General features: G+C 59.6%; 17 protein-coding genes and 1 tRNA gene. 7 read left to right on the forward strand and 11 right to left on the reverse strand.

The window, feature by feature from the left end:
• Nucleotides 1-98 precede the first annotated feature (98 nt).
• The 4 genes from ACOZK9_RS21695 (at nucleotide 99) to ACOZK9_RS21710 (ending at nucleotide 3,572) form a co-directional block, all read left to right on the forward strand.
• Nucleotides 99-878 (forward strand): 5-oxoprolinase subunit B family protein, encoded by a 780-nt coding sequence (locus ACOZK9_RS21695; RefSeq protein WP_421556543.1) that lies wholly within the window; start codon nucleotides 99-101, stop codon nucleotides 876-878.
• Nucleotides 875-1,816: a 5-oxoprolinase subunit C family protein gene (locus tag ACOZK9_RS21700; RefSeq protein ID WP_421556544.1), complete on the forward strand. Its 942-nt coding sequence runs from the start codon at nucleotides 875-877 to the stop codon at nucleotides 1,814-1,816. The genes ACOZK9_RS21695 and ACOZK9_RS21700 overlap by 4 nt, the downstream gene beginning before the upstream one ends.
• The gene (locus ACOZK9_RS21705; protein WP_421556545.1) at nucleotides 1,809-2,045 is read left to right on the forward strand and encodes a LamB/YcsF family protein; all 237 of its coding nucleotides are present in this window, start codon (nucleotides 1,809-1,811) and stop codon (nucleotides 2,043-2,045) included. The genes ACOZK9_RS21700 and ACOZK9_RS21705 overlap by 8 nt, the downstream gene beginning before the upstream one ends.
• 180 nt (nucleotides 2,046-2,225) lie before the next feature.
• On the forward strand, nucleotides 2,226-3,572 hold the full coding sequence (locus ACOZK9_RS21710; protein ID WP_421556546.1) for an MFS transporter: 1,347 nt from the start codon (nucleotides 2,226-2,228) through the stop codon (nucleotides 3,570-3,572).
• A 95-nt stretch (nucleotides 3,573-3,667) separates the two neighbouring features.
• Here the strand turns inward: ACOZK9_RS21710 and ACOZK9_RS21715 are convergent.
• The 5 genes from ACOZK9_RS21715 to ACOZK9_RS21735 all read right to left on the reverse strand — a co-directional run bounded on the left by ACOZK9_RS21715 (nucleotide 3,668) and on the right by ACOZK9_RS21735 (nucleotide 7,382).
• Nucleotides 3,668-3,743, reverse strand: a tRNA-Gly gene (locus ACOZK9_RS21715).
• A 62-nt stretch (nucleotides 3,744-3,805) separates the two neighbouring features.
• On the reverse strand, nucleotides 3,806-4,366 hold the full coding sequence (gene pgsA / locus ACOZK9_RS21720; RefSeq protein ID WP_058414945.1) for a CDP-diacylglycerol--glycerol-3-phosphate 3-phosphatidyltransferase: 561 nt from the start codon (nucleotides 4,364-4,366) through the stop codon (nucleotides 3,806-3,808).
• Between the two features lie 32 nt (nucleotides 4,367-4,398).
• On the reverse strand, nucleotides 4,399-6,222 hold the full coding sequence (gene uvrC, locus ACOZK9_RS21725) for an excinuclease ABC subunit UvrC (protein WP_058414946.1): 1,824 nt from the start codon (nucleotides 6,220-6,222) through the stop codon (nucleotides 4,399-4,401).
• A gap of 1 nt (nucleotide 6,223) precedes the next feature.
• Nucleotides 6,224-6,865 (reverse strand): response regulator transcription factor GacA, encoded by a 642-nt coding sequence (gene gacA, locus ACOZK9_RS21730; protein ID WP_082649090.1) that lies wholly within the window; start codon nucleotides 6,863-6,865, stop codon nucleotides 6,224-6,226.
• A 157-nt stretch (nucleotides 6,866-7,022) separates the two neighbouring features.
• The gene (locus tag ACOZK9_RS21735) at nucleotides 7,023-7,382 is read right to left on the reverse strand and encodes a helix-turn-helix domain-containing protein (protein ID WP_058414948.1); all 360 of its coding nucleotides are present in this window, start codon (nucleotides 7,380-7,382) and stop codon (nucleotides 7,023-7,025) included.
• Between the two features lie 81 nt (nucleotides 7,383-7,463).
• On the opposite strand from ACOZK9_RS21735, the gene ACOZK9_RS21740 reads away from it, so the two are divergent.
• Nucleotides 7,464-7,703: a DNA-binding protein gene (locus tag ACOZK9_RS21740; RefSeq protein WP_058414949.1), complete on the forward strand. Its 240-nt coding sequence runs from the start codon at nucleotides 7,464-7,466 to the stop codon at nucleotides 7,701-7,703.
• Nucleotides 7,704-7,738: 35 nt separating this feature from the next.
• On the opposite strand, the gene ACOZK9_RS21745 is transcribed toward ACOZK9_RS21740, so the two are convergent.
• Both ACOZK9_RS21745 and ACOZK9_RS21750 read right to left on the reverse strand, forming a co-directional pair.
• Nucleotides 7,739-8,185, reverse strand: coding sequence for a GNAT family N-acetyltransferase (locus ACOZK9_RS21745; protein WP_058414950.1), 447 nt, complete (start codon nucleotides 8,183-8,185; stop codon nucleotides 7,739-7,741).
• Nucleotides 8,182-8,934 carry a carbon-nitrogen hydrolase family protein gene (locus tag ACOZK9_RS21750; protein WP_421556547.1) on the reverse strand — a complete coding sequence of 251 codons (753 nt, stop codon included), beginning with the start codon at nucleotides 8,932-8,934 and terminating at the stop codon, nucleotides 8,182-8,184. The genes ACOZK9_RS21745 and ACOZK9_RS21750 overlap by 4 nt, the downstream gene beginning before the upstream one ends.
• A gap of 612 nt (nucleotides 8,935-9,546) precedes the next feature.
• Here ACOZK9_RS21750 and ACOZK9_RS21755 point away from each other — a divergent pair.
• The gene (locus ACOZK9_RS21755) at nucleotides 9,547-10,638 is read left to right on the forward strand and encodes a 3-deoxy-7-phosphoheptulonate synthase (RefSeq protein ID WP_421556548.1); all 1,092 of its coding nucleotides are present in this window, start codon (nucleotides 9,547-9,549) and stop codon (nucleotides 10,636-10,638) included.
• Nucleotides 10,639-10,774: 136 nt separating this feature from the next.
• Entirely contained in the window at nucleotides 10,775-11,593 is an 819-nt protein-coding gene (gene dkgB / locus ACOZK9_RS21760) for a 2,5-didehydrogluconate reductase DkgB (RefSeq protein ID WP_058414952.1), read from the forward strand.
• Here the strand turns inward: dkgB and ACOZK9_RS21765 are convergent.
• From ACOZK9_RS21765 to ACOZK9_RS21780, 4 genes are all read right to left on the reverse strand, one after another.
• Nucleotides 11,590-12,012 carry a hypothetical protein gene (locus tag ACOZK9_RS21765; protein ID WP_058414958.1) on the reverse strand — a complete coding sequence of 141 codons (423 nt, stop codon included), beginning with the start codon at nucleotides 12,010-12,012 and terminating at the stop codon, nucleotides 11,590-11,592. The genes dkgB and ACOZK9_RS21765 overlap by 4 nt on opposite strands.
• A 135-nt stretch (nucleotides 12,013-12,147) precedes the next feature.
• Nucleotides 12,148-15,774 carry a transporter substrate-binding domain-containing protein gene (locus ACOZK9_RS21770; protein WP_421556549.1) on the reverse strand — a complete coding sequence of 1,209 codons (3,627 nt, stop codon included), beginning with the start codon at nucleotides 15,772-15,774 and terminating at the stop codon, nucleotides 12,148-12,150.
• 6 nt (nucleotides 15,775-15,780) lie between these two features.
• Nucleotides 15,781-16,407, reverse strand: a complete 627-nt coding sequence (locus tag ACOZK9_RS21775) for a response regulator transcription factor (RefSeq protein ID WP_058414954.1) — start codon at nucleotides 16,405-16,407, stop codon at nucleotides 15,781-15,783.
• Between the two features lie 299 nt (nucleotides 16,408-16,706).
• Entirely contained in the window at nucleotides 16,707-17,423 is a 717-nt protein-coding gene (locus ACOZK9_RS21780; protein ID WP_122249519.1) for an MgtC/SapB family protein, read from the reverse strand.
• Between the last annotated feature and the right edge of the window lie 172 nt (nucleotides 17,424-17,595).

Raw genomic sequence — 17,595 nt, forward strand, 5'->3', positions numbered from 1 at the left:
CTGTGTTGCGCCGGATACCTGTGAAAGCTCGTGCTTTCTCTGTCTCGCCGCACGCGCCTGGCCGATGCTTAAACTGCCGCATGGGGATAGAGAACACTATGTCCGACCTCAGTCGCATTTTGGATGAGCCGCCAAGGGCGTCACTCTCCAGCGTGAAATGGCACTTTGAGCCGTGCGGTGACCGCTGCGTAATCCTTATATTTGGCAGCGTATTTTCGATTGAGCTCAACCGCCAGGCCGCTTCGGTCGGCAGCCAATTACGCACCCTGGCCGCTCAAGGCCAACTGCCAGGCGTCACGGATGTTGTGTCTGCGATGGTGACCGTCGGCGTTCATTACTCTCCCGAGTCAATTGCCAGCCTTTACCCCGGTGTGTCGCCTTATGAATCGGTCTGCACACGGGTGACCGAGCGTCTCAAGGACTCGCACAATACTGGCGCAACGATCGGCGCCCGCCTCGACATTCCGGTGTGCTACGACCCGGAATTTGCCCCGGACCTTGAAGACATCGCGCAGGCCTGCGGCCTGTCCGCCAATGAGGTGATCACCGCTCACACGGGCGACTGGCTGGATGTGTTGATGGTCGGTTTCGCGCCAGGCCATCCGTACATCGGCATGCACGACAGCGCCCTGTCGCTGCCGCGTCGCGCGACACCGCGCACGCTGGTCAAGCAAGGCAGCATTGGCATCGCCAACCGACAAAGTGTGATTTACCCGGCTGATCTGCCCGGCGGCTGGAACCTGATAGGGCGTACACCGCTGCCCATGTTCTCGCCTTTGAGTGAGCCGCCGTGTGTTTTACAGGGCGGCGATCAGATTCGATTTGTACCCATTACCCGCCATGAGTTTGATCTGCTGGCTCGGGAGCACGCGAAGTGACCATCAAGGTAATCAGACCCGGCATGCTCTCAACCTTCCAGGACACCGGGCGGCATGGGTTCCAGCATTGGGGCGTGCCCGTGACCGGCGTGATGGACGAGGATGCGCATGCCCTGTGCAACCTGCTGGTCGGCAACCCTCGTACTTTCAGCACGTTGGAAATGACCCTCCAGGGCCCGACGCTGCACTTTCAGGCCAAAGCCGTGATTGCGCTCGCCGGCGCGGACCTTGGCGCCGAGCTGGATGCGGTCCCGCTCAAGCCCGGCGTGGCAGCCCTGGTGTTGCCAGGCAGCACCTTGAGTTTCGGCAAACGGCGACAGGGTGCCCGCGGCTACCTCGCGGTGGGTGGCGGCTTTTTGCTGCAACCGCTGATGAACAGCACCAGCACGTACACCCGGGGCGGGTTCGGCGGGTTGCGCGGCCGCGCACTGCAAGCCGGGGATTTGATCCCCATTTGCTCATCGTTTGCCAACCCGCCCCGCCTCAGCCCACGCTCCAACTTTGGGTTGTATGAAGCGGTTGCCTGCGAACCGATCAGAGTCATCGCGGGGCGGGAATGGAAGAACTTTTCCGCCGAGTCCCAAGAGCACTTCGTAAACCATGACTACACCTTGAGCGGTGACTCGGACCGTATGGGCTACCGACTCGATGGCACACCGCTGACATTATCTTCGCCCAAAGAGCTGTTATCCGAGAGTGTCACGTTCGGCACCGTCCAAGTGCCTTCCAGCGGCAAGCCGCTGATCTTGATGGCTGACCGCCAAACAACCGGCGGCTACCCGCGGATAGCCCAGGTGGCCAGCGTCGATCTACCCCGACTGGCGCAGTTGCTGCCGGGCGACACGTTGCGGTTCTCACTCATAGAGTTGAGCACTGCCGAAGCATTGCTGCTCACTCGCGCTAGCACGCTCAAGGCGATGGAGGCGTTCAATGCCTGAAACAGATTTCAACAGCGGCCTTGGCGAAGGCTTCAGCCTTTATCGCGCAGACGACGATGCGGCGATTCTTCCACACCTCACCTCAGCCACTATCGCCTGCGGGTTTCACGCCGCGGATTCGCGCTCCATGCGCGCGACCGTGGCGCTGCAGCGTTTGCCAGTGCGATCAGGCAAGCCCCCACGACGTTTACCCATAATAAAAAGGAAACACCCATGCCTCGTGAATTAACCCCTCGTTTTAACTGCCGAGCTTAAAACCTCGTCTGAGAGCTGAATAGTCAATGACGGACGCACCTGGGCGCCTGAATGCCCGGATGGACTGTGACTGTCGGTTTTCAGTACGTCACTTTCAAGGCAGGACCCTCTGCCACTTAACTCTTTTGGCCAGTGGCCAGAGTGGAAGGTATTTATGTCTCGCGTTCTTGCTGAAAATTCGCACTCGCCGCACATCGACGTCGATGCCCACGCCACCGGCAGCACAACGCAGTCGGCCGTGATTGCCAAGCGCGCCGCCATGGCGTCAGCCACTGGCACCGCGGTTGAATACTATGAATTCAGTATTTACGGCTATATGGCGACCATCATCGCGCCGTTGTTCTTTCCCGGTGACAACCCCGCCGCCGCCCTCCTCGCTACCTTGGCGGTGTTCGGTATTGCCTTTGTCATCCGTCCGATTGGCGGCGTGCTGCTCGGCCGCCTTGCCGATCGTATCGGTCGACGTCGGGTGCTGCTCAGCACCGTGATCGGGATGGGCACCGCAACCGCACTGATCGGGGTATTGCCCACCACCGCTCAAATCGGCCTGGCCGCGCCAATCCTGCTGGTGCTGTTGCGCTTGTCACAAGGCTTCTTCGCCGGTGGCGAGGTGGTAGGCGCTGCGGCGTTTGTGGCGGAATCTTCGCCCAACGGCAGACGCGGGTTCTTCGGTTCATTCACTCCGCTGGGCGTTGCCGTCGGTGGCGCAACCGGGGCGATTGTCTGCGGTATCACCACCGGGCTGCTCAGTGCCGAGCAATTGCAGGCATGGGGCTGGCGTATCCCGTTCTTCCTGTCCATCCCGCTGGTGATGTTCTCGTTTTACATGCGGCACAACGTTGAAGAAACGCCGGAATTCAAAGCCTTCCTGCAGAAGGAAAAGCCACCGCTGGCGCCGGTCAAAGAGGTATTCAGCAAAAACCTGCCGGCGCTGCTGCGGGTCATCGTATTCGCGTCTGCGCAGAATGCGGGGTACTTCATCGGGATGGTGTTCATGAACATCTACCTCACGACCTACCTGCACTTCGACAAATCCAAAGTCTACTGGGTGATTGCAGTGATCAGCCTGTGCATGGCGGCGATGATGCCCTTCTGGGGTGGTTTGTCAGACCGTATCGGTCGCAGGAAGGCGCTGAGTATCGGCTACCTGGGTTACGCCATTCTGGTGATTCCCATGATGATCCTGATGGACAGCGGCAGCCTGTGGGTCGCCGCACTGGCGATGTTTGTCGCCACGTTACCCATGCCGATTGTGCAATCGGTGGGCTACCCCACTTACGCCGAGCAATTTCCGACACGGGTGCGCTACACGGCGATGGCGATCAGCATCAACCTGGGCGCAATTCTGGGGGGCGGCATCACCCCTTACGTCGTCACCTCGATTATCACCAAGACCGGCAACTTGTTGGTACCGGGCTATTTCATGGTAGGTGCTGCGGTGTGTGCCTTGTTCGCGATTCTCACGCTACGCGAAACGTCCAAGGGCAACCTGCTTAGATAGTTCGAAGGTGAATCCAGAAAGAGAGCCGAAACCGCTGATGCCGTAAATCCCAGGCAAAAAAAAAGCCACTCTATTGAGTGGCTTTTCTTAATGTTTGGAGCGGGAAACGAGACTCGAACTCGCGACCCCGACCTTGGCAAGGTCGTGCTCTACCAACTGAGCTATTCCCGCGTCTTGGTGGTGCGCATTCTATAGAATCCTCAGCACCCGTCAACCCCTTGATTCAAAAAAGTTTATTTCTTTTCAACGGTAGTGCGCAGGTGAGGCCAGGCAGCGCGCAAATACTGGAGCATCGACCACAGCGTCAGGCCAGCGGCGATCAGCAGCAAGGCGTAACCCACCAGCACCCAGAAGGTGAAGTGCGGCGGATTGGCCAGCAATATGACCAGCGCGAGCATCTGCGCGGCGGTTTTCCATTTGCCCATGTTGGAGACAGCGACATGGGCGCGGGCGCCGATTTCGGCCATCCATTCACGCAAGGCCGAGACCACGATTTCGCGGCCGATAATCACCGCAGCCGGCAGCGTCAGCCACAGGTTGGCGTGTTCCTGCACCAGCAGGACAAGGGCGACGGCCACCATGAGCTTGTCGGCCACCGGGTCCAGGAACGCGCCAAACGGTGTGCTCTGCTCCAGGCGGCGCGCCAGGTAGCCGTCAAGCCAGTCGGTTGCGGCCGCAAAGGCAAACACGGAACTTGAAGCCAAGTGGCTCCATTCGTACGGCAAATAGAACAACAGAATGAAAATCGGGATGAGCAGGACGCGTAGAACGGTGATCAGATTAGGGATATTCATCGGCACAACTGGCTACGAGGTGGAAAGGCATTCTATTCGCTGTGCAGATTGGCATAAATCAATTCAGCGAGCTTTTTACTGATACCGGGTGCTTTGGCTATTTCGTCAATGCTGGCACGGGACAGCTCCTGCAAGCCACCAAAATGTTTAAGCAAGTCGCGACGGCGCGTCGGCCCAACGCCCGCCACCCCTTCCAGGGTTGAGGTTCGCCGGGTTTTGCCGCGGCGCGCGCGGTGGCCGGTAATCGCAAAACGGTGGGCTTCGTCACGAATCTGTTGAATCAGGTGCAGCGCGGGTGAGTCGCCCTTCAACGTGAACTCGTGGGCAGCATCATTCAAGTACAACGTTTCAAAACCGGCCTTGCGCGTGGCCCCCTTGGCCACGCCGAGCAGGATCAAGTCGGGCACGGCCAGCTCGTTGAGCACGTCACGGGCCATCGACAACTGACCCTTGCCGCCGTCCACCAGCAGAATATCCGGCAGCTTGCCCTCGCCGTCCTTCAGCCTGCTGAAGCGGCGTGTGAGCGCCTGGTGCATGGCGGCGTAGTCATCGCCTGCGGTAATGCCTTCGATGTTGTAGCGCCGGTAATCGGATTTGATCGGCCCTTCCGGCCCGAATACCACACAGGACGCCACCGTGGCCTCGCCGCTGGAGTGGCTGATGTCATAGCACTCAAGGCGCTGGGGTGGTTCGTCCAGGTTGAGCACTTCGGCCAAGGCATCGAAGCGCGCAGCCACGTGCTGTCGATTAGCCAGGCGCGCGCTCAGGGCCTGTTCGGCGTTGGTCACCGCCAGTTGCTGCCAGCGGGCGCGGGTGCCGCGCACGCGGTGGCTGATGTCCAGCTCGCGACCACGCAACTCGTGGATGGCTTCGATCAGTGTGGGGAAGTCTTCATGCACCACGTTGACGATCAGCTCCGATGGCAAGTCGCGCTCGGGGCTGCTGACGTAGTATTGGCCGAGGAAGGCCGCCATGACTTCGGCCACCTCCTCGTCGATACCGGTCTGCGGGAAAAAGTTCTTGCTGCCCAGCACTCGCCCGCCACGCACACTGATCAGGTGCACGCAGGCACCGCCGGGGTTGACGAAGGCGGCGATCACATCCACGTCACCGGTGCCGCCTTCCATGCTCTGCTGGTCCTGAACACGGCGCAGCAACGAGATCTGGTCGCGCAATTCAGCCGCCCGTTCGAAATCCAGGCTGCCGGCGGCGTGCTCCATGGCAGTGGAGAGTTCATCGGTGAGGGCGTTGCTGCGCCCCTCAAGAAACATCACCGAGTGGCGCACATCCTCGGCGTACTCTGCCGGTTCCACCAGGCCGACACAGGGCGCCTTGCACCGCTTGATCTGGTACTGCAGGCACGGCCGAGTGCGGTTCTTGTAGAAGCTGTCTTCGCACTGGCGCACAAAAAAGGTCTTTTGCAGCAGGCTCAAACTTTCGCGGATCGCGCCGGCGCTGGGGTATGGGCCAAAATATTTGCCCTTCTGCTTCTTCGCGCCACGGTGGATGCTCAGGCGCGGGAAATTACCGTCGGATAAAAACACGTAAGGGTAGGATTTATCGTCGCGCAGAAGGATGTTGTAAGGCGGCCGCCATTCCTTGATCAGCGTTTGCTCAAGCAGCAGCGCCTCGGTCTCGTTGGCGGTGATGGTGGTTTCGACCTGGGCGATACGCGCCACCAGGGCAGCGGTTTTCGGCGCGAGACCGGTCTTGCGAAAGTAGCTCGCAAGACGGCTTTTCAGGTTCTTGGCTTTGCCCACATAAAGCAGGCGCGCCTCGCTGTCGAACATGCGGTAAACGCCGGGGCGACCACTGCAGGTTGAGAGAAAGGCACTTGGATCAAACGGTGTGGTCATGTCAGGCGCTGGCGTCCACCATGCCGTGGCGCACCGCGAGCAGGGTCAGTTCAACATCACTGCTGATCGCCAGTTTCTCGAAAATGCGATAGCGGTAGGTGTTCACGGTTTTTGGCGACAAGCACAACTTGTCGGAGATCGCCTGAACCTTCTGGCAACCGACGATCATCAGGGCGATCTGGATCTCCCGCTCCGACAACACATCAAACGGTGAGTCGCTGGTGGGCTGGAAGGATTTGATCGCCAACTGCTGGGCAATTTGCGGGCTGATATAACGCTGGCCGGCAAACACCAGGCGAATGGCTTGCACCATCTCCGACAGGCCTGCACCCTTGGTCAGATAACCCGCCGCCCCGGCCTGCAACAGACGGGTGGGGAATGGGTCCTCCTCGCACACGGTAACCACCACGACTTTGATGTCCGGATGGCTGCGCAGCAATTTGGTCGTGGCACCAAGACCGCCAATCCCGGGCATCTTGACGTCCATCAACACCACATCGGGCTTCAACTCTCGGGCCTTGATCAGGGATTCCTCCCCCGACTCGGCCTGGCCGACTACTTGCAGGCCATCGATGTCAGCCAGCATTCGTGTAATGCCTGTACGAACGAGATCATGGTCATCGACTACTAGCACCCTAATCAAGCAGACACCTCGCGATATGGTCTTATAGGTTGCTGAACACCTTAGCAAAAAACCAAGGCACAGACCTAGCTGCAAGTGTCATATATATAGAGTTTGCGCGCTATATAAGGCTCTGCCGATCAGCAATCTGCCAATTATGCTGAACAAAAGGTCAGCTTTACGAAAATACCGGCTTGAGTTTTCCCGACAGCGTTGCCGAATGTTCCGCCAACGTGGTGGTCAAGTGACGTATCGCGTCTTGGTCTTCCTTGAACATGGCACGGTAGTTTTCAAGGATTTTTTCTTCAAGCAAGCTCAGGTTTTCCAGTTGTATCGGCGTCGGGCTTCCCGTCAGCACATAGAGGACGTCTACACCACGCTCTGCCACACGTGATAAATAATCAGCTTTGGGCGCACGGCCACCGCTCTCATATTTTCCTTGGGCATTGGCTTCAACGCCACCCACTTCACCAAAGCTTTTCTGAGACATACCGAGCCGTTCTCTTTCCTGCCTTAAACGCGAACCGATTCCACTCATTTGGATGTATGATCCTATTTGGCACACCTCAAGAGGTGACACACTCATCTCGCCTTAAACAAACTTGAACGGTTTTGAACTATGCCCGGTATTCGCACTGCTGCACAAGCTAAGGCTTGGCTGGAACATCAAGGCAAGTCAGTTCAAGCGTTCGCCCGTGAGCACGGAGTAGACCCTGCTACAACGTATCAAGTGCTCGCTGGGCGCAAAAAGGGACGGCGCGGGGAAGCCCACAAGGTGGCGGTCCTGTTGGGCATGAAAGAAGGGATTATCGTGGACGAGCCTATCGCTCAACACCGCGACCCGGATGTAATTGCCTGACAGCAGTATGCGCTTATTCGTACAGCGTGCCCGTTTTAGTCAGATGGCGCCGCGCGACATTCACGCTCCATGCGCCAGAAGCAGTAATCCTCCCCCACGACGCTCAACCCTTGGCGCAGATACAGCGCTTTCGCCGGGTTGGTCTTGAATACGGTCAAGCGTAAAAGACCCAGGCCTTGCGACCGCGCCTTGAGCACCATCTGCTCCAGCACCCAACTGCCTGCGCCTTGCTTGCGGCAATGCTTGAGCAGGTGCAGCTCGCGAATAAACAGTGCCCTGCTGTCGCGACTCAGGCTGATAAAACCCATCACGCTGTCATCCCTGCAAATCAGCCAGTTCTCACGCCCCGCCCAATCGCGGTCAAAGCCATCTTCGGACCACAATAAATCGTACTCCAGGTAGTAGCGGTGCATGGACTCATGCGCGAGCGTTCGTGCGAATGGCAAGTCCTGGCTGGTCGCCGCGCGCAGGTGAAAGGTCATTTGAACGCTACCACTTGACCAGCCCATTGCCCCGCTTCGCGGCGGGCGATCACGAGCGCGTCGCCGACACCCGCGGCGGCGGCGAGCAAACGGCCATCGGCGGCCCAAATGGCACTGCGACCTGCGCAGGCCCAACCACCCGATGGGCCACCATGATTGGCCATCAGCACCAGCAAGCCGTGTTCAGCGGCATAGCCTTGAAGCAGCGCGGCGTCCGCTGCATAACCATCTGTGCTGATCAACACACCGGCGGCGTAAACAGTGGCGCCAGCCTCGGCCGCCTGACGGGGATGGCTGGCAGCCGAAAAATCTGCACACACCGCCAATGCAATACGCTCACCCGCACATTCGAGGACCGTACCGCCCTGCCCTGCCACAAATGCCGGCGCCTCACCGGGGTGCAAATGCTGCTTGGTGTAGACCGCAAGCGAACCGTCCGCCCCCAGCACCAGTGCGCCAATCAACACACCCGGCTCGGGTGCCAAACGGATTGGCATGCCCACCACCGCCGTCAACCGCAACTGCTGCGCCATCGCGCGCAGCGGCGCCAGCAGCGCGTCGTCGGGCGCAATCGCCAATCCAGCGGCCAACGCCGGTTCATACCCGGTCAATGACAGCTCCGGAAAAACCAGCCATTGCACGCTGTGTTCCGCGGCAGCCTGCATAACCGCCAGGTGACGCTGGATATTGGCGTGCACGTCGCCTGCGATGGAACAGGTTTGAGCGGCAGCAAGGGTCAAGGCACTCATGGTTGCGTTCCAGTCATCTTTATCATCAAGTGCGACCAGCATATCGGCACTCACCCATAGCCGTCAGTACAACCGCACAATAGAAATTGCTGATTGAAACCAGCCGCACGCGCGTTGTAAACTCGGGGAAATTCGGAGACATACGATGTTGCAGCTCACCCACATTCAGGCTTGCCCTACTGCCAGCGCCTCGCGCTCGGTGTCGGCTGCCCGCGTGAGCGGTTTGAGCGCACGTACCAGCTTTTATTTTGGGTATTGGTTTAGCCACTGGCGCGCCTGATACCTGAAATCGGCGCCCACTACTCAAGGGGTCGCCTGCCAGAGAAATCTAACCCCCGGTCGGCTCCCCGACCGGGGGTTTTGTTTTTTCAGGCCCCGTACATTTTGAACAACACCTAAAGGAGTCACGACATGAACTACGCCACCTATTACCGCTACGACACTTGCACTGCATGGCGATTTAGCAAGCTCCGTTCGGGACAGCCTGCCGCCTCCGATCGGTCACCTCTTGGTGGCAAGCCAACCTGCGTAGCCAATACGGCCAATTGTCGAACACCCCAGTAGGGCAGAGCGTGCGGGAACAGCCCGCCGCTTGCCCAGGAAGCCTTGAATATGAATTCCTCCGCCGCCGCTTTGCCACTCTCTGCCATCAACAGCGCCCTGACTTGCGCCAATGAATCCCTGACCCAGCGCCTGCCCAGTGCGCTTGAGCTTAAACACCAGTTGCCGCTCAGCCCGTTCCTCGTTGAGCAGATAAACGCCCATCGCCAAGCCGTGCGAGCCATCCTTGAAGGTGAAGACTCCCGCCTGCTGCTGATTGTCGGCCCGTGTTCGATACACGACCCGGAATCGGCCATGGAATACGCGCGCAAGCTGAAGAAATTAGCGCTTGAAGTCAGCGACCAGATGCTGCTGGTGATCCGCGCCTACGTCGAAAAACCACGCACCACTGTCGGCTGGAAAGGCCTGGCCTACGACCCGCACCTGGATGGCAGCGATGACATGGCCGCAGGCCTCAACCTGTCGCGCCAGTTGATGCGCGAAATGCTGCGCCTGGGCCTGCCGGTCGCCACCGAGCTGCTGCAACCGATGGCCGCCGGCTACTTCGATGACCTGCTCAGTTGGGTGGCCATCGGCGCACGCACCACCGAGTCGCAAATCCACCGCGAAATGGCCAGCGGCCTGGGCATACCCGTCGGTTTCAAGAACGGCACCGACGGCGGCGTCGCCATTGCCTGCGATGCGATGCGTTCAGCGGCGCACCCGCACCGCCACTTCGGCGTCGACAGCCAGGGCCATCCGGCGATCATCCAGACCCCGGGCAACCCCGACACGCACCTGGTGCTGCGCGGCGGCCACCGTGGGCCAAACTACGATGCGCAAAGCGTGGCGCAGGTGAAACTCGACTTGGCCAAGGCCAAGGTCACGGCGCGGATGATGGTCGATTGCAGCCATGCCAACAGTGGCAAAGACCCGCTGCGTCAACCGGCGGTGTTCAACGAGGTGCTGGAACAACGCCTGCAAGGTGACACGGCGTTGATTGGCATGATGCTCGAAAGTCATCTGTTCGAAGGTTGCCAGCCGTTGAGCCCGTCAATCAAGTACGGCGTGTCAGTGACCGATGGTTGCCTGGGCTGGGACGCTACCGAGCAACTCTTGCGCAGTGCCGCCGAGCGCCTGCGGGCACAGCGTCAAACCGACTGACCGCATGCAGGCACGGCTTGCCCGTGCCTGCACTGTTGCCTTCTGGTAAAAAGTCATTGTCGGGTTTGGGGGTTTTTCAGAAGGAACCACGGGCAGATACTCGACTCCACGCTTTACCCCCTTTCAGGAGTTACCCATGCCCACCTCTACCCAAAACGTCCCCGCCTTTGGCCTCGGCACTTTCCGCCTGCAAGGCAACGTTGTGATCAACTCGGTCAGCACGGGCCTGGAACTGGGCTACCGCGCCATCGACACCGCGCAAATCTACGAAAACGAAGCCGATGTGGGCCAGGCGATTGCCGACAGTGGCGTGCCGCGTGATGAACTGTTCATCACCAGCAAGATCTGGATCGCCAACTTCGCCGAAGGGCAGTTGATTCCCAGCCTGCGTGAAAGCTTGCGCAAATTGAAGACTGACTACCTGGACCTGACCCTGATCCACTGGCCATCGCCGGAAGATCAAGTGCCCGTCGCCGAGTTCATGGGCCAATTGCTGGAAGCAAAACGCTTGGGCCTGACGCGCCAGATCGGTATTTCCAACTTCACCATCGACCTGATGAAACAGGCGATTGCTGCGGTGGGCGCCGAGCACATCGCGACCAATCAGATCGAACTGCACCCCTACCTGCAAAACCAGAAGGTCGTGGATTTCGCCACCGCCAACGGCATTCAGATCACCTCGTACATGACGCTGGCCTATGGCGAAGTGCTGAAGGACCCGGTGATTCAGCAAATCGCCGAACGCCATCAAGCCACCCCGGCGCAAGTCACGCTGGCGTGGGCAATGCAATTGGGTTACGCGGTAATCCCTTCGTCGACCCAGCGCGCCAACCTGCAGAGCAACCTCAAGGCCTTGCAACTGACCTTGAGCGCCGCCGACATGGCGCAGATAGCCGGGCTGGAACGCGCTCATCGCCTGACCAGCCCCAAGGGCATCGCACCGAAGTGGGATTAAACCCCGGTTGCCGGCCGGCTGGATAACTCCCGCAGCCAGGGCAATACTCGCAAACCAAGGGCGGCCTTGGGTGGGTCGACGATGTCCATGAAGTGCTCCAGGTTGATGGAGTCGGGTGCGCCTGGCAGGCGTACCAGCACGGCCGAGGCTGCACCGGCCAATCGGCCGAGGTCCTGGTGGTGGTAAACCAGCATATGCCGAGCCTTGGGCCGCGGCCCGTTGAAGTCGGCCAGCAACCCCGCGTTGATGATCAGCACGTCAAAGGGCTCGGCCGGGATGGCCGTGAGTATTTGCACTTCTTCGAAGGTTTGCACCGGGACAATCCGGTGATAGCCCAATTGGTTGAGCATTTTCTCGATGTGCAGCCTTTGCAGGTGCTGTTCGTCGGCAATCAGGAGGGTCAGTGCTTTATTCGGCATGGCAAAAAACCTGGGCAGGCTGAGCTCGTCAGTGAGCACCGCCCATTCTCCAGACATAGCGCGAAGACAAAATCAGCCTTGTTCCCACATCGCGTAGGAGTTATCCCAAAACCACCGAATGACCCGTCACAGCGCTCAACGCTGATTGCAAAACACGCTCAGGCGCTGATGCAGCTCAGCCATCGCCGCCGCCATCGCATCAATCGCCGCGCCCAGCGCATTGCGATCCTGGCGTTGACAGACACCCTCAAGCGTTTCACAACAGGCGATCAGCCGCTGCGCCTTGACCATGCGCGCCCCGCCCTTGACGCGGTGAGCGAGGTCATGCAGCGGGTGAAAATGGTGCTGGCGCTGCAGCTCCGTCAGAAGCGCACAGTCCTCCTGGAGGCTCTCTATCAGCGGCATCAACAGCTCTTTCAGCGCGGCATGATCGTCCCCCGTTAACGAGATTAACGTGCTCAGATCAAACCCCGCCTCAGTTTCAGGCGTACAAAGACGGTTCGTCAGCGAGGCCAGGGCCGAGCGCAAGTCCTCAAGCCCCGCCGGTTTGAACAGGCAACCATCCATGCCGGCTTGCCGACAACGCTCGGCTTCTTCTGGCTGTGCATTCGCGGTAAAGCCAAGCAACAGGCAAGGCACCAGCCCTTGCTCACGCTCTTGCGCACGAATGTCACGTGCCAAGGTGTAGCCGTCTTTGAGGGGCATGTTGCAATCGGTGATCACCACATCCGGGTTCTTGGTTTTCCAGCATTCAAGCCCCTGGACACCCTCCTCGGCGGTGATGATGCGATGCCCCAGAAAGCTCAACTGCCGGGCCAGCAGCAAGCGATTGGCCGGGTAGTCATCCACCACCAGAATGTCCAATACACGGGCGGCCTGAACAGCCGGCACGGGCAATAAAACCTCGGCCGGCAAGGCAGCGGTCCTGGCCAATGTCAGCGTCACGTCCACCCGTGTGCCCTGCCCGAGCGCACTGCTCAATTGCAGCGTGCCCTCCATCATTTCACACAGGTTACGGCTGATAACCAGGCCTAATCCCGAGCCGCTACGGGCCGATTGCTCGGTATTGCTGCCCTGGATAAATGGGTTGAACAGGCGCTGCTGGTCTTCGGCACTGATGCCTATACCGGTGTCTTCCACCCATAACCTGAGGTTCAGCGATTCGGTGCTTGATGCCGGTGAACTGCGCGCGCCCAACCGCACCTGGCCGTGGCGCGTGAACTTGATGGCATTGCTCAGCAGGTTGGACACCACTTGTTTGAACCGCATGGGGTCGGCCAGTACGGGGCAATCAATCAGCGGGTCAAGCTCTACCAGCAGCGCCAGGCCCTTGGCACGCGCCAGCCCTTCGAACACCCGCGCCACCGACATCAGCAGTTCATGCAGGTTGGCCGGTTCCAGGGCAAGGGACAGATGGCCGGACTCGATGCGGGCAATATCAAGAATATCGCCAATCAATTCCAGCATGCCGTGGGACGCAACCGAAGCGACCTCCAGGGCATCGCGGTCTGCGCGGCCCTGCTCGGCGTTCGCAAGGGCCAGTTCGATCATGCCGATCACCGCATTCATCGGCGTGCGGATCTCGTGACTCATGGTCGCCAGGAACGTGGTCTTGGCACGATTGGCGGCGTCGGCTTCCTCCTTGGCTTCCTGCAACTGGCCCAACAGGCGCTGGCGCTCGCTGACGTCCACCCAACCGGCAATCATACCGACGACATTTTCGTCGCCATCACGGTACGGCAGCATCCATTGATAAATGGTCAATATCTTGCCCGCGGGCAGCCTGAGTACCCGATCATGAATCTGCGGCTCGCCACGCTCCATCAACCGCAGATAATCTTCATGAAAAGACTGCGCCTGCGGCGGGTTACCGCTGTCGGTCTGGATCACCGTCTTACCGATGACCTCTTCCAGCCTGAAGCCAAACACATCCAGATAAGCGCTGTTGCAAGCCATTAGCCGCCCTTGGCGATCACGCACGTAAATCGGATGAGGCGTGCCGTCGATCAATACGCCCATAAAGCGCATCTGGTCGCTCAAGGCACGTTCGGCCTGGGAACGCTTGCGTATCAGGCTACGCAAGTAGATGGCCCACCCCAGCAGCAGCAGCAGCAACAGCGCCGCCAGGCCAAAGCCTTGAATGATCGCGGTACGATGACGCAGCCAACGGTCTTCGATGACCACATCAGTGCGCCATTGGCTGATCAGCTCGTCCATTTCATGCGGGGGAATGCTCAGCAGCGCCTTGTCCAGTATCGAATACAACTCCAACTGACCACGGTTCACGCCAAACGTCATGCGCGCAGGCTCGGAGCCAACCGTGCTGGTCACTCGCAGTTTGCCACGGTACTGAAGGGCGATAAGGTAGCGCGCATTGATCAATGAATTGACGGCCCCATCGGCGGTGCCGGCGACCACCATGGCCATGGCTTCTGTCGGGTTTCTGGCCTGTACAAAAGCGATACCGGGGTAATCGCGGTTGATCACCTCACGCAGCGCATTGCCACTGGCCAGCGCGAGGCGTTTTCCAACCATGTCTTCCAGGGTCATCGTGGCGGGATCGTCGTTGCGCGTCACCAGCACAACCGGGTTGGTCAGGTAGGGCCGGCTGAAGCGCACCTGATCGGAGCCTTCGATACTGGGGGTTACCACCGCCAGCATGTCGGCCCTGCCGGCGCTGACCGCGCCAATTTGATCGAACATCGAGCCGCCCGCGACCACATCGAACTTCAAACCGGTACGCAAGCTGATCCGCGACAACACGTCGGCGCTCAGCCCCTCTAACTGCCCATTTGCAGTAAAGGATGCCAACGGCAGCATCTGGTCGGACGCTACCACCCTCACGCGCGGATGCTTCTCCAGCCAACGCTGCTCGCTCGTGCTCAAGTGCAGCCGCGTCGTCCCCAGAAGGCCCAGGTTGTCACCGCTCCAACGGCGCAGTATTTCCATCTGCTCGTTAGCTGCGATGGCTCCCAGCGCTGTGTTGACGATGCGCAGCAGCCGGGGGTTTTTTCTGGAAAGAGCGAAGGCGAAAGAGTTGGATTCCAGCGTGGAAAAATCCGCCATCTGCACGTTGTTCAGATGGTTACGGTTGATCTGGTAATTGGCGGTAATAGCGTCGCCGAGGTAGACATCGGCGTGACCGAAGGCCACAGCGCCGATGGCTTCAAAAATAGACGGGAACAGCTCCAACTGCGCCTTGGGGTAAAAGGCCTTCACGATCTCGGGGCGCATGTAGTGATAGAGCATCGCCACCCGCTTGCCCGCCAAATCCACGCCGAGGGACTGGCCGTCGCCGGTACGGGTTACCAGCACCGGTTGATCGTTGGCATAGGAGCGCGAAAGCACTAACTGCGGGTCGCCCGCCTCAAAGCCGTTAGCCGACCCCAGCAGGTCAATTTCGCCATGCTTGAGCGCCTCAATCACCTCATCACGGGTACTGTAGCGCCGAACTTCAACGGTGATGTTCAGCGCCTGGGAGAGCAGCCCCGCATAATCGGCCGTGACGCCTTCAAGCTCATCGTTATTATTGGTCAGTTCGAAGGGCCCGTAATCAGGCGCCGAAACTCCCAGCAACAGCGTGCGACGCTCGCGCAGCCAGTGCCAGTCTGGCTCACCCAGCACCACCGATGGGCCAATACCCTCGAACCTTGAGTGCCCCAACAAACGCAGCGTCTGAGGCTCGTCAAGCGCGCTCGCCCGCATCGGCATCAGGCCCATCAACAGGGCAATGATCAACCGTAGAATGTGGGCCGGGGTCATGTGGCGTCAGATCAAACAATTACGATTGGCAAATTTGGCCATATGTACAACGGACGACATGCGCAGTTTCTCTTTTAGCCGCGTCTTGTAAGTGCTGATGGTTTTGTGGCTCAAGAGCATTTGCTCGGCGATCTGGTTATTGCCCAAACCCAATGCGAGCATGCGTAATACCTCCACTTCGCGATCCGAAAGCGATTCCACCAGTTGCAGTTCAGTGGACTGCAAGTCATCACGGCGCACCGAACTGCTTGGCAAGCTGGGAAAGCAACTGTAGTTGGACATCACCGCCTTAATAGCTTTTTGCAGTTCGTCCAACTCGCCTGTCTTGGCCACAAAACCCATGGCACCTGCACGCATGCAGCGCGCAGAAAAAAACTCCGCAAGGGACGCCGTCAGTACCAGCATCTTGCAAGGCAGGCCCAGAGCCTTGATCCGACTGATAACTTCCAGCCCACCAAGTTTGGGGATCGACAGGTCTAGAATAATCAAATCAGGGCGCCCTTCTCTGGCCTTCTGCACGGCATCCGCGCCGTTACCAGCCTCATCGATGTCAGTAAAACCTTCTTGTTTGAGCAGAAAGCGAACGGTTTGTCGAATAAACGGATGATCATCGACTATTAGCGCTTTATTCATAAAACACCCCTGAGGCCTGGTAACCTTACACATCACGCGGGACACAGGTACCTGTGAGAAATGACAGTGCCGACCAGCGGTACTGCCCCTACTCAGGACGATAGCCAGGCTGTGCCTGGTCCCTTCGATTAAAACGTGCGAACACGCACCGTTGTTTTTTTGCCGCTGTCCAGCTGCAAGGGCGCAACTTTATCAACCAAACGACGCTTAATCCGAAGGGATACTCCTAACTACTTGTAGGACTTTTCCTAGCAAGCATGGCCAACCCAGCGCTTGGCCATGTGTCACACGAAGGCGGGTTAGTCGGTGGTGCTCGGGCTCCAGAAGGCCTGCACCACCAGGGACGACATGGCAATACGCGTCACCAGCGCATCCAATTCGTCGCCGTCTACTGAGGTGGCGGCCAGGATGGCCTCGATTTCCACCTCTTCGCTGCCGAACGGGCGCACGTCGACGTCGCTGGCCGGGTAATTGCAGCGCGCAAGCTCGGCTTCCAGCAACACCATCACCGCCTGTTGCTCGCTACGCCGCGCGATGACATAGAGGATGTTGGTGACCTCTGCCGATACCACGTCCAAGGGCTGACGGTTGATGTTATTAACGATCGGCCGCAACAACGTGTTGGCCGCCAACACAAACAGCGTGCCCAGCAGCGCTTCAAGAATAAGGTCGGCGCCGGCACACGCGCCCACCGCCGCCGAGGCCCAGAGCGTGGCGGCGGTGTTGAGCCCGCGCACATTGCCTTCTTCGCGCATGATCACGCCCGCCCCCAAAAAGCCGATGCCCGAGACCACGTACGCGACCACCCGCACTGCACCTTCTGCCCCACCCAGCCGGTTGGCCATGTCGACAAAAATCGCCGCGCCTATGGCCACCAGCACATTGGTGCGCAAGCCCGCCGTGCGCTGACGGTACTGACGCTCAAAACCGATCAAGCCACCGAGGATAAACGCCGCGCTGAGGCTGACCACGGTATCGACCAGCGAGTTGAGGTTGATGTTGTTGATTGCTTGCATAAAAACTCCTGTTGCCACTAAGGCTATGCCGATCTCTGTGCAGCCCGCGTTCCTGCGGCCAGGGGGGGGGGGGGGGGGGGGGGGGGGGGGGGCCCGCCGGGGGGGGGGGGGGGGGGGGGGGGGGCCCCGGGCGCGGGGGGGGGGGGGGGGGGGGGGGGGGGGGGGGGGGGGG

This window comes from Pseudomonas kitaguniensis (assembly GCF_049199985.1).
GTDB classification, from domain to species: Bacteria; Pseudomonadota; Gammaproteobacteria; order Pseudomonadales; family Pseudomonadaceae; genus Aquipseudomonas; species Aquipseudomonas kitaguniensis.

Coding starts and splice junctions, on each gene's coding strand:
- ACOZK9_RS21745 (WP_058414950.1), bottom strand. CDS start 8,185: ATGACCTTTCACCTGCGCGCGGCGACCAGCCAGGACTTGCCATTCGCA.
- ACOZK9_RS21755 (WP_421556548.1), top strand. CDS start 9,547: ATGAATTCCTCCGCCGCCGCTTTGCCACTCTCTGCCATCAACAGCGCC.
- ACOZK9_RS21780 (WP_122249519.1), bottom strand. CDS start 17,423: ATGCAAGCAATCAACAACATCAACCTCAACTCGCTGGTCGATACCGTG.
- dkgB (WP_058414952.1), top strand. CDS start 10,775: ATGCCCACCTCTACCCAAAACGTCCCCGCCTTTGGCCTCGGCACTTTC.
- ACOZK9_RS21750 (WP_421556547.1), bottom strand. CDS start 8,934: ATGAGTGCCTTGACCCTTGCTGCCGCTCAAACCTGTTCCATCGCAGGC.
- uvrC (WP_058414946.1), bottom strand. CDS start 6,222: ATGACCACACCGTTTGATCCAAGTGCCTTTCTCTCAACCTGCAGTGGT.
- ACOZK9_RS21695 (WP_421556543.1), top strand. CDS start 99: ATGTCCGACCTCAGTCGCATTTTGGATGAGCCGCCAAGGGCGTCACTC.
- ACOZK9_RS21765 (WP_058414958.1), bottom strand. CDS start 12,012: ATGCCGAATAAAGCACTGACCCTCCTGATTGCCGACGAACAGCACCTG.
- ACOZK9_RS21710 (WP_421556546.1), top strand. CDS start 2,226: ATGTCTCGCGTTCTTGCTGAAAATTCGCACTCGCCGCACATCGACGTC.
- ACOZK9_RS21705 (WP_421556545.1), top strand. CDS start 1,809: ATGCCTGAAACAGATTTCAACAGCGGCCTTGGCGAAGGCTTCAGCCTT.
- ACOZK9_RS21740 (WP_058414949.1), top strand. CDS start 7,464: ATGCCCGGTATTCGCACTGCTGCACAAGCTAAGGCTTGGCTGGAACAT.
- pgsA (WP_058414945.1), bottom strand. CDS start 4,366: ATGAATATCCCTAATCTGATCACCGTTCTACGCGTCCTGCTCATCCCG.
- ACOZK9_RS21775 (WP_058414954.1), bottom strand. CDS start 16,407: ATGAATAAAGCGCTAATAGTCGATGATCATCCGTTTATTCGACAAACC.
- ACOZK9_RS21735 (WP_058414948.1), bottom strand. CDS start 7,382: ATGAGTGGAATCGGTTCGCGTTTAAGGCAGGAAAGAGAACGGCTCGGT.
- ACOZK9_RS21770 (WP_421556549.1), bottom strand. CDS start 15,774: ATGACCCCGGCCCACATTCTACGGTTGATCATTGCCCTGTTGATGGGC.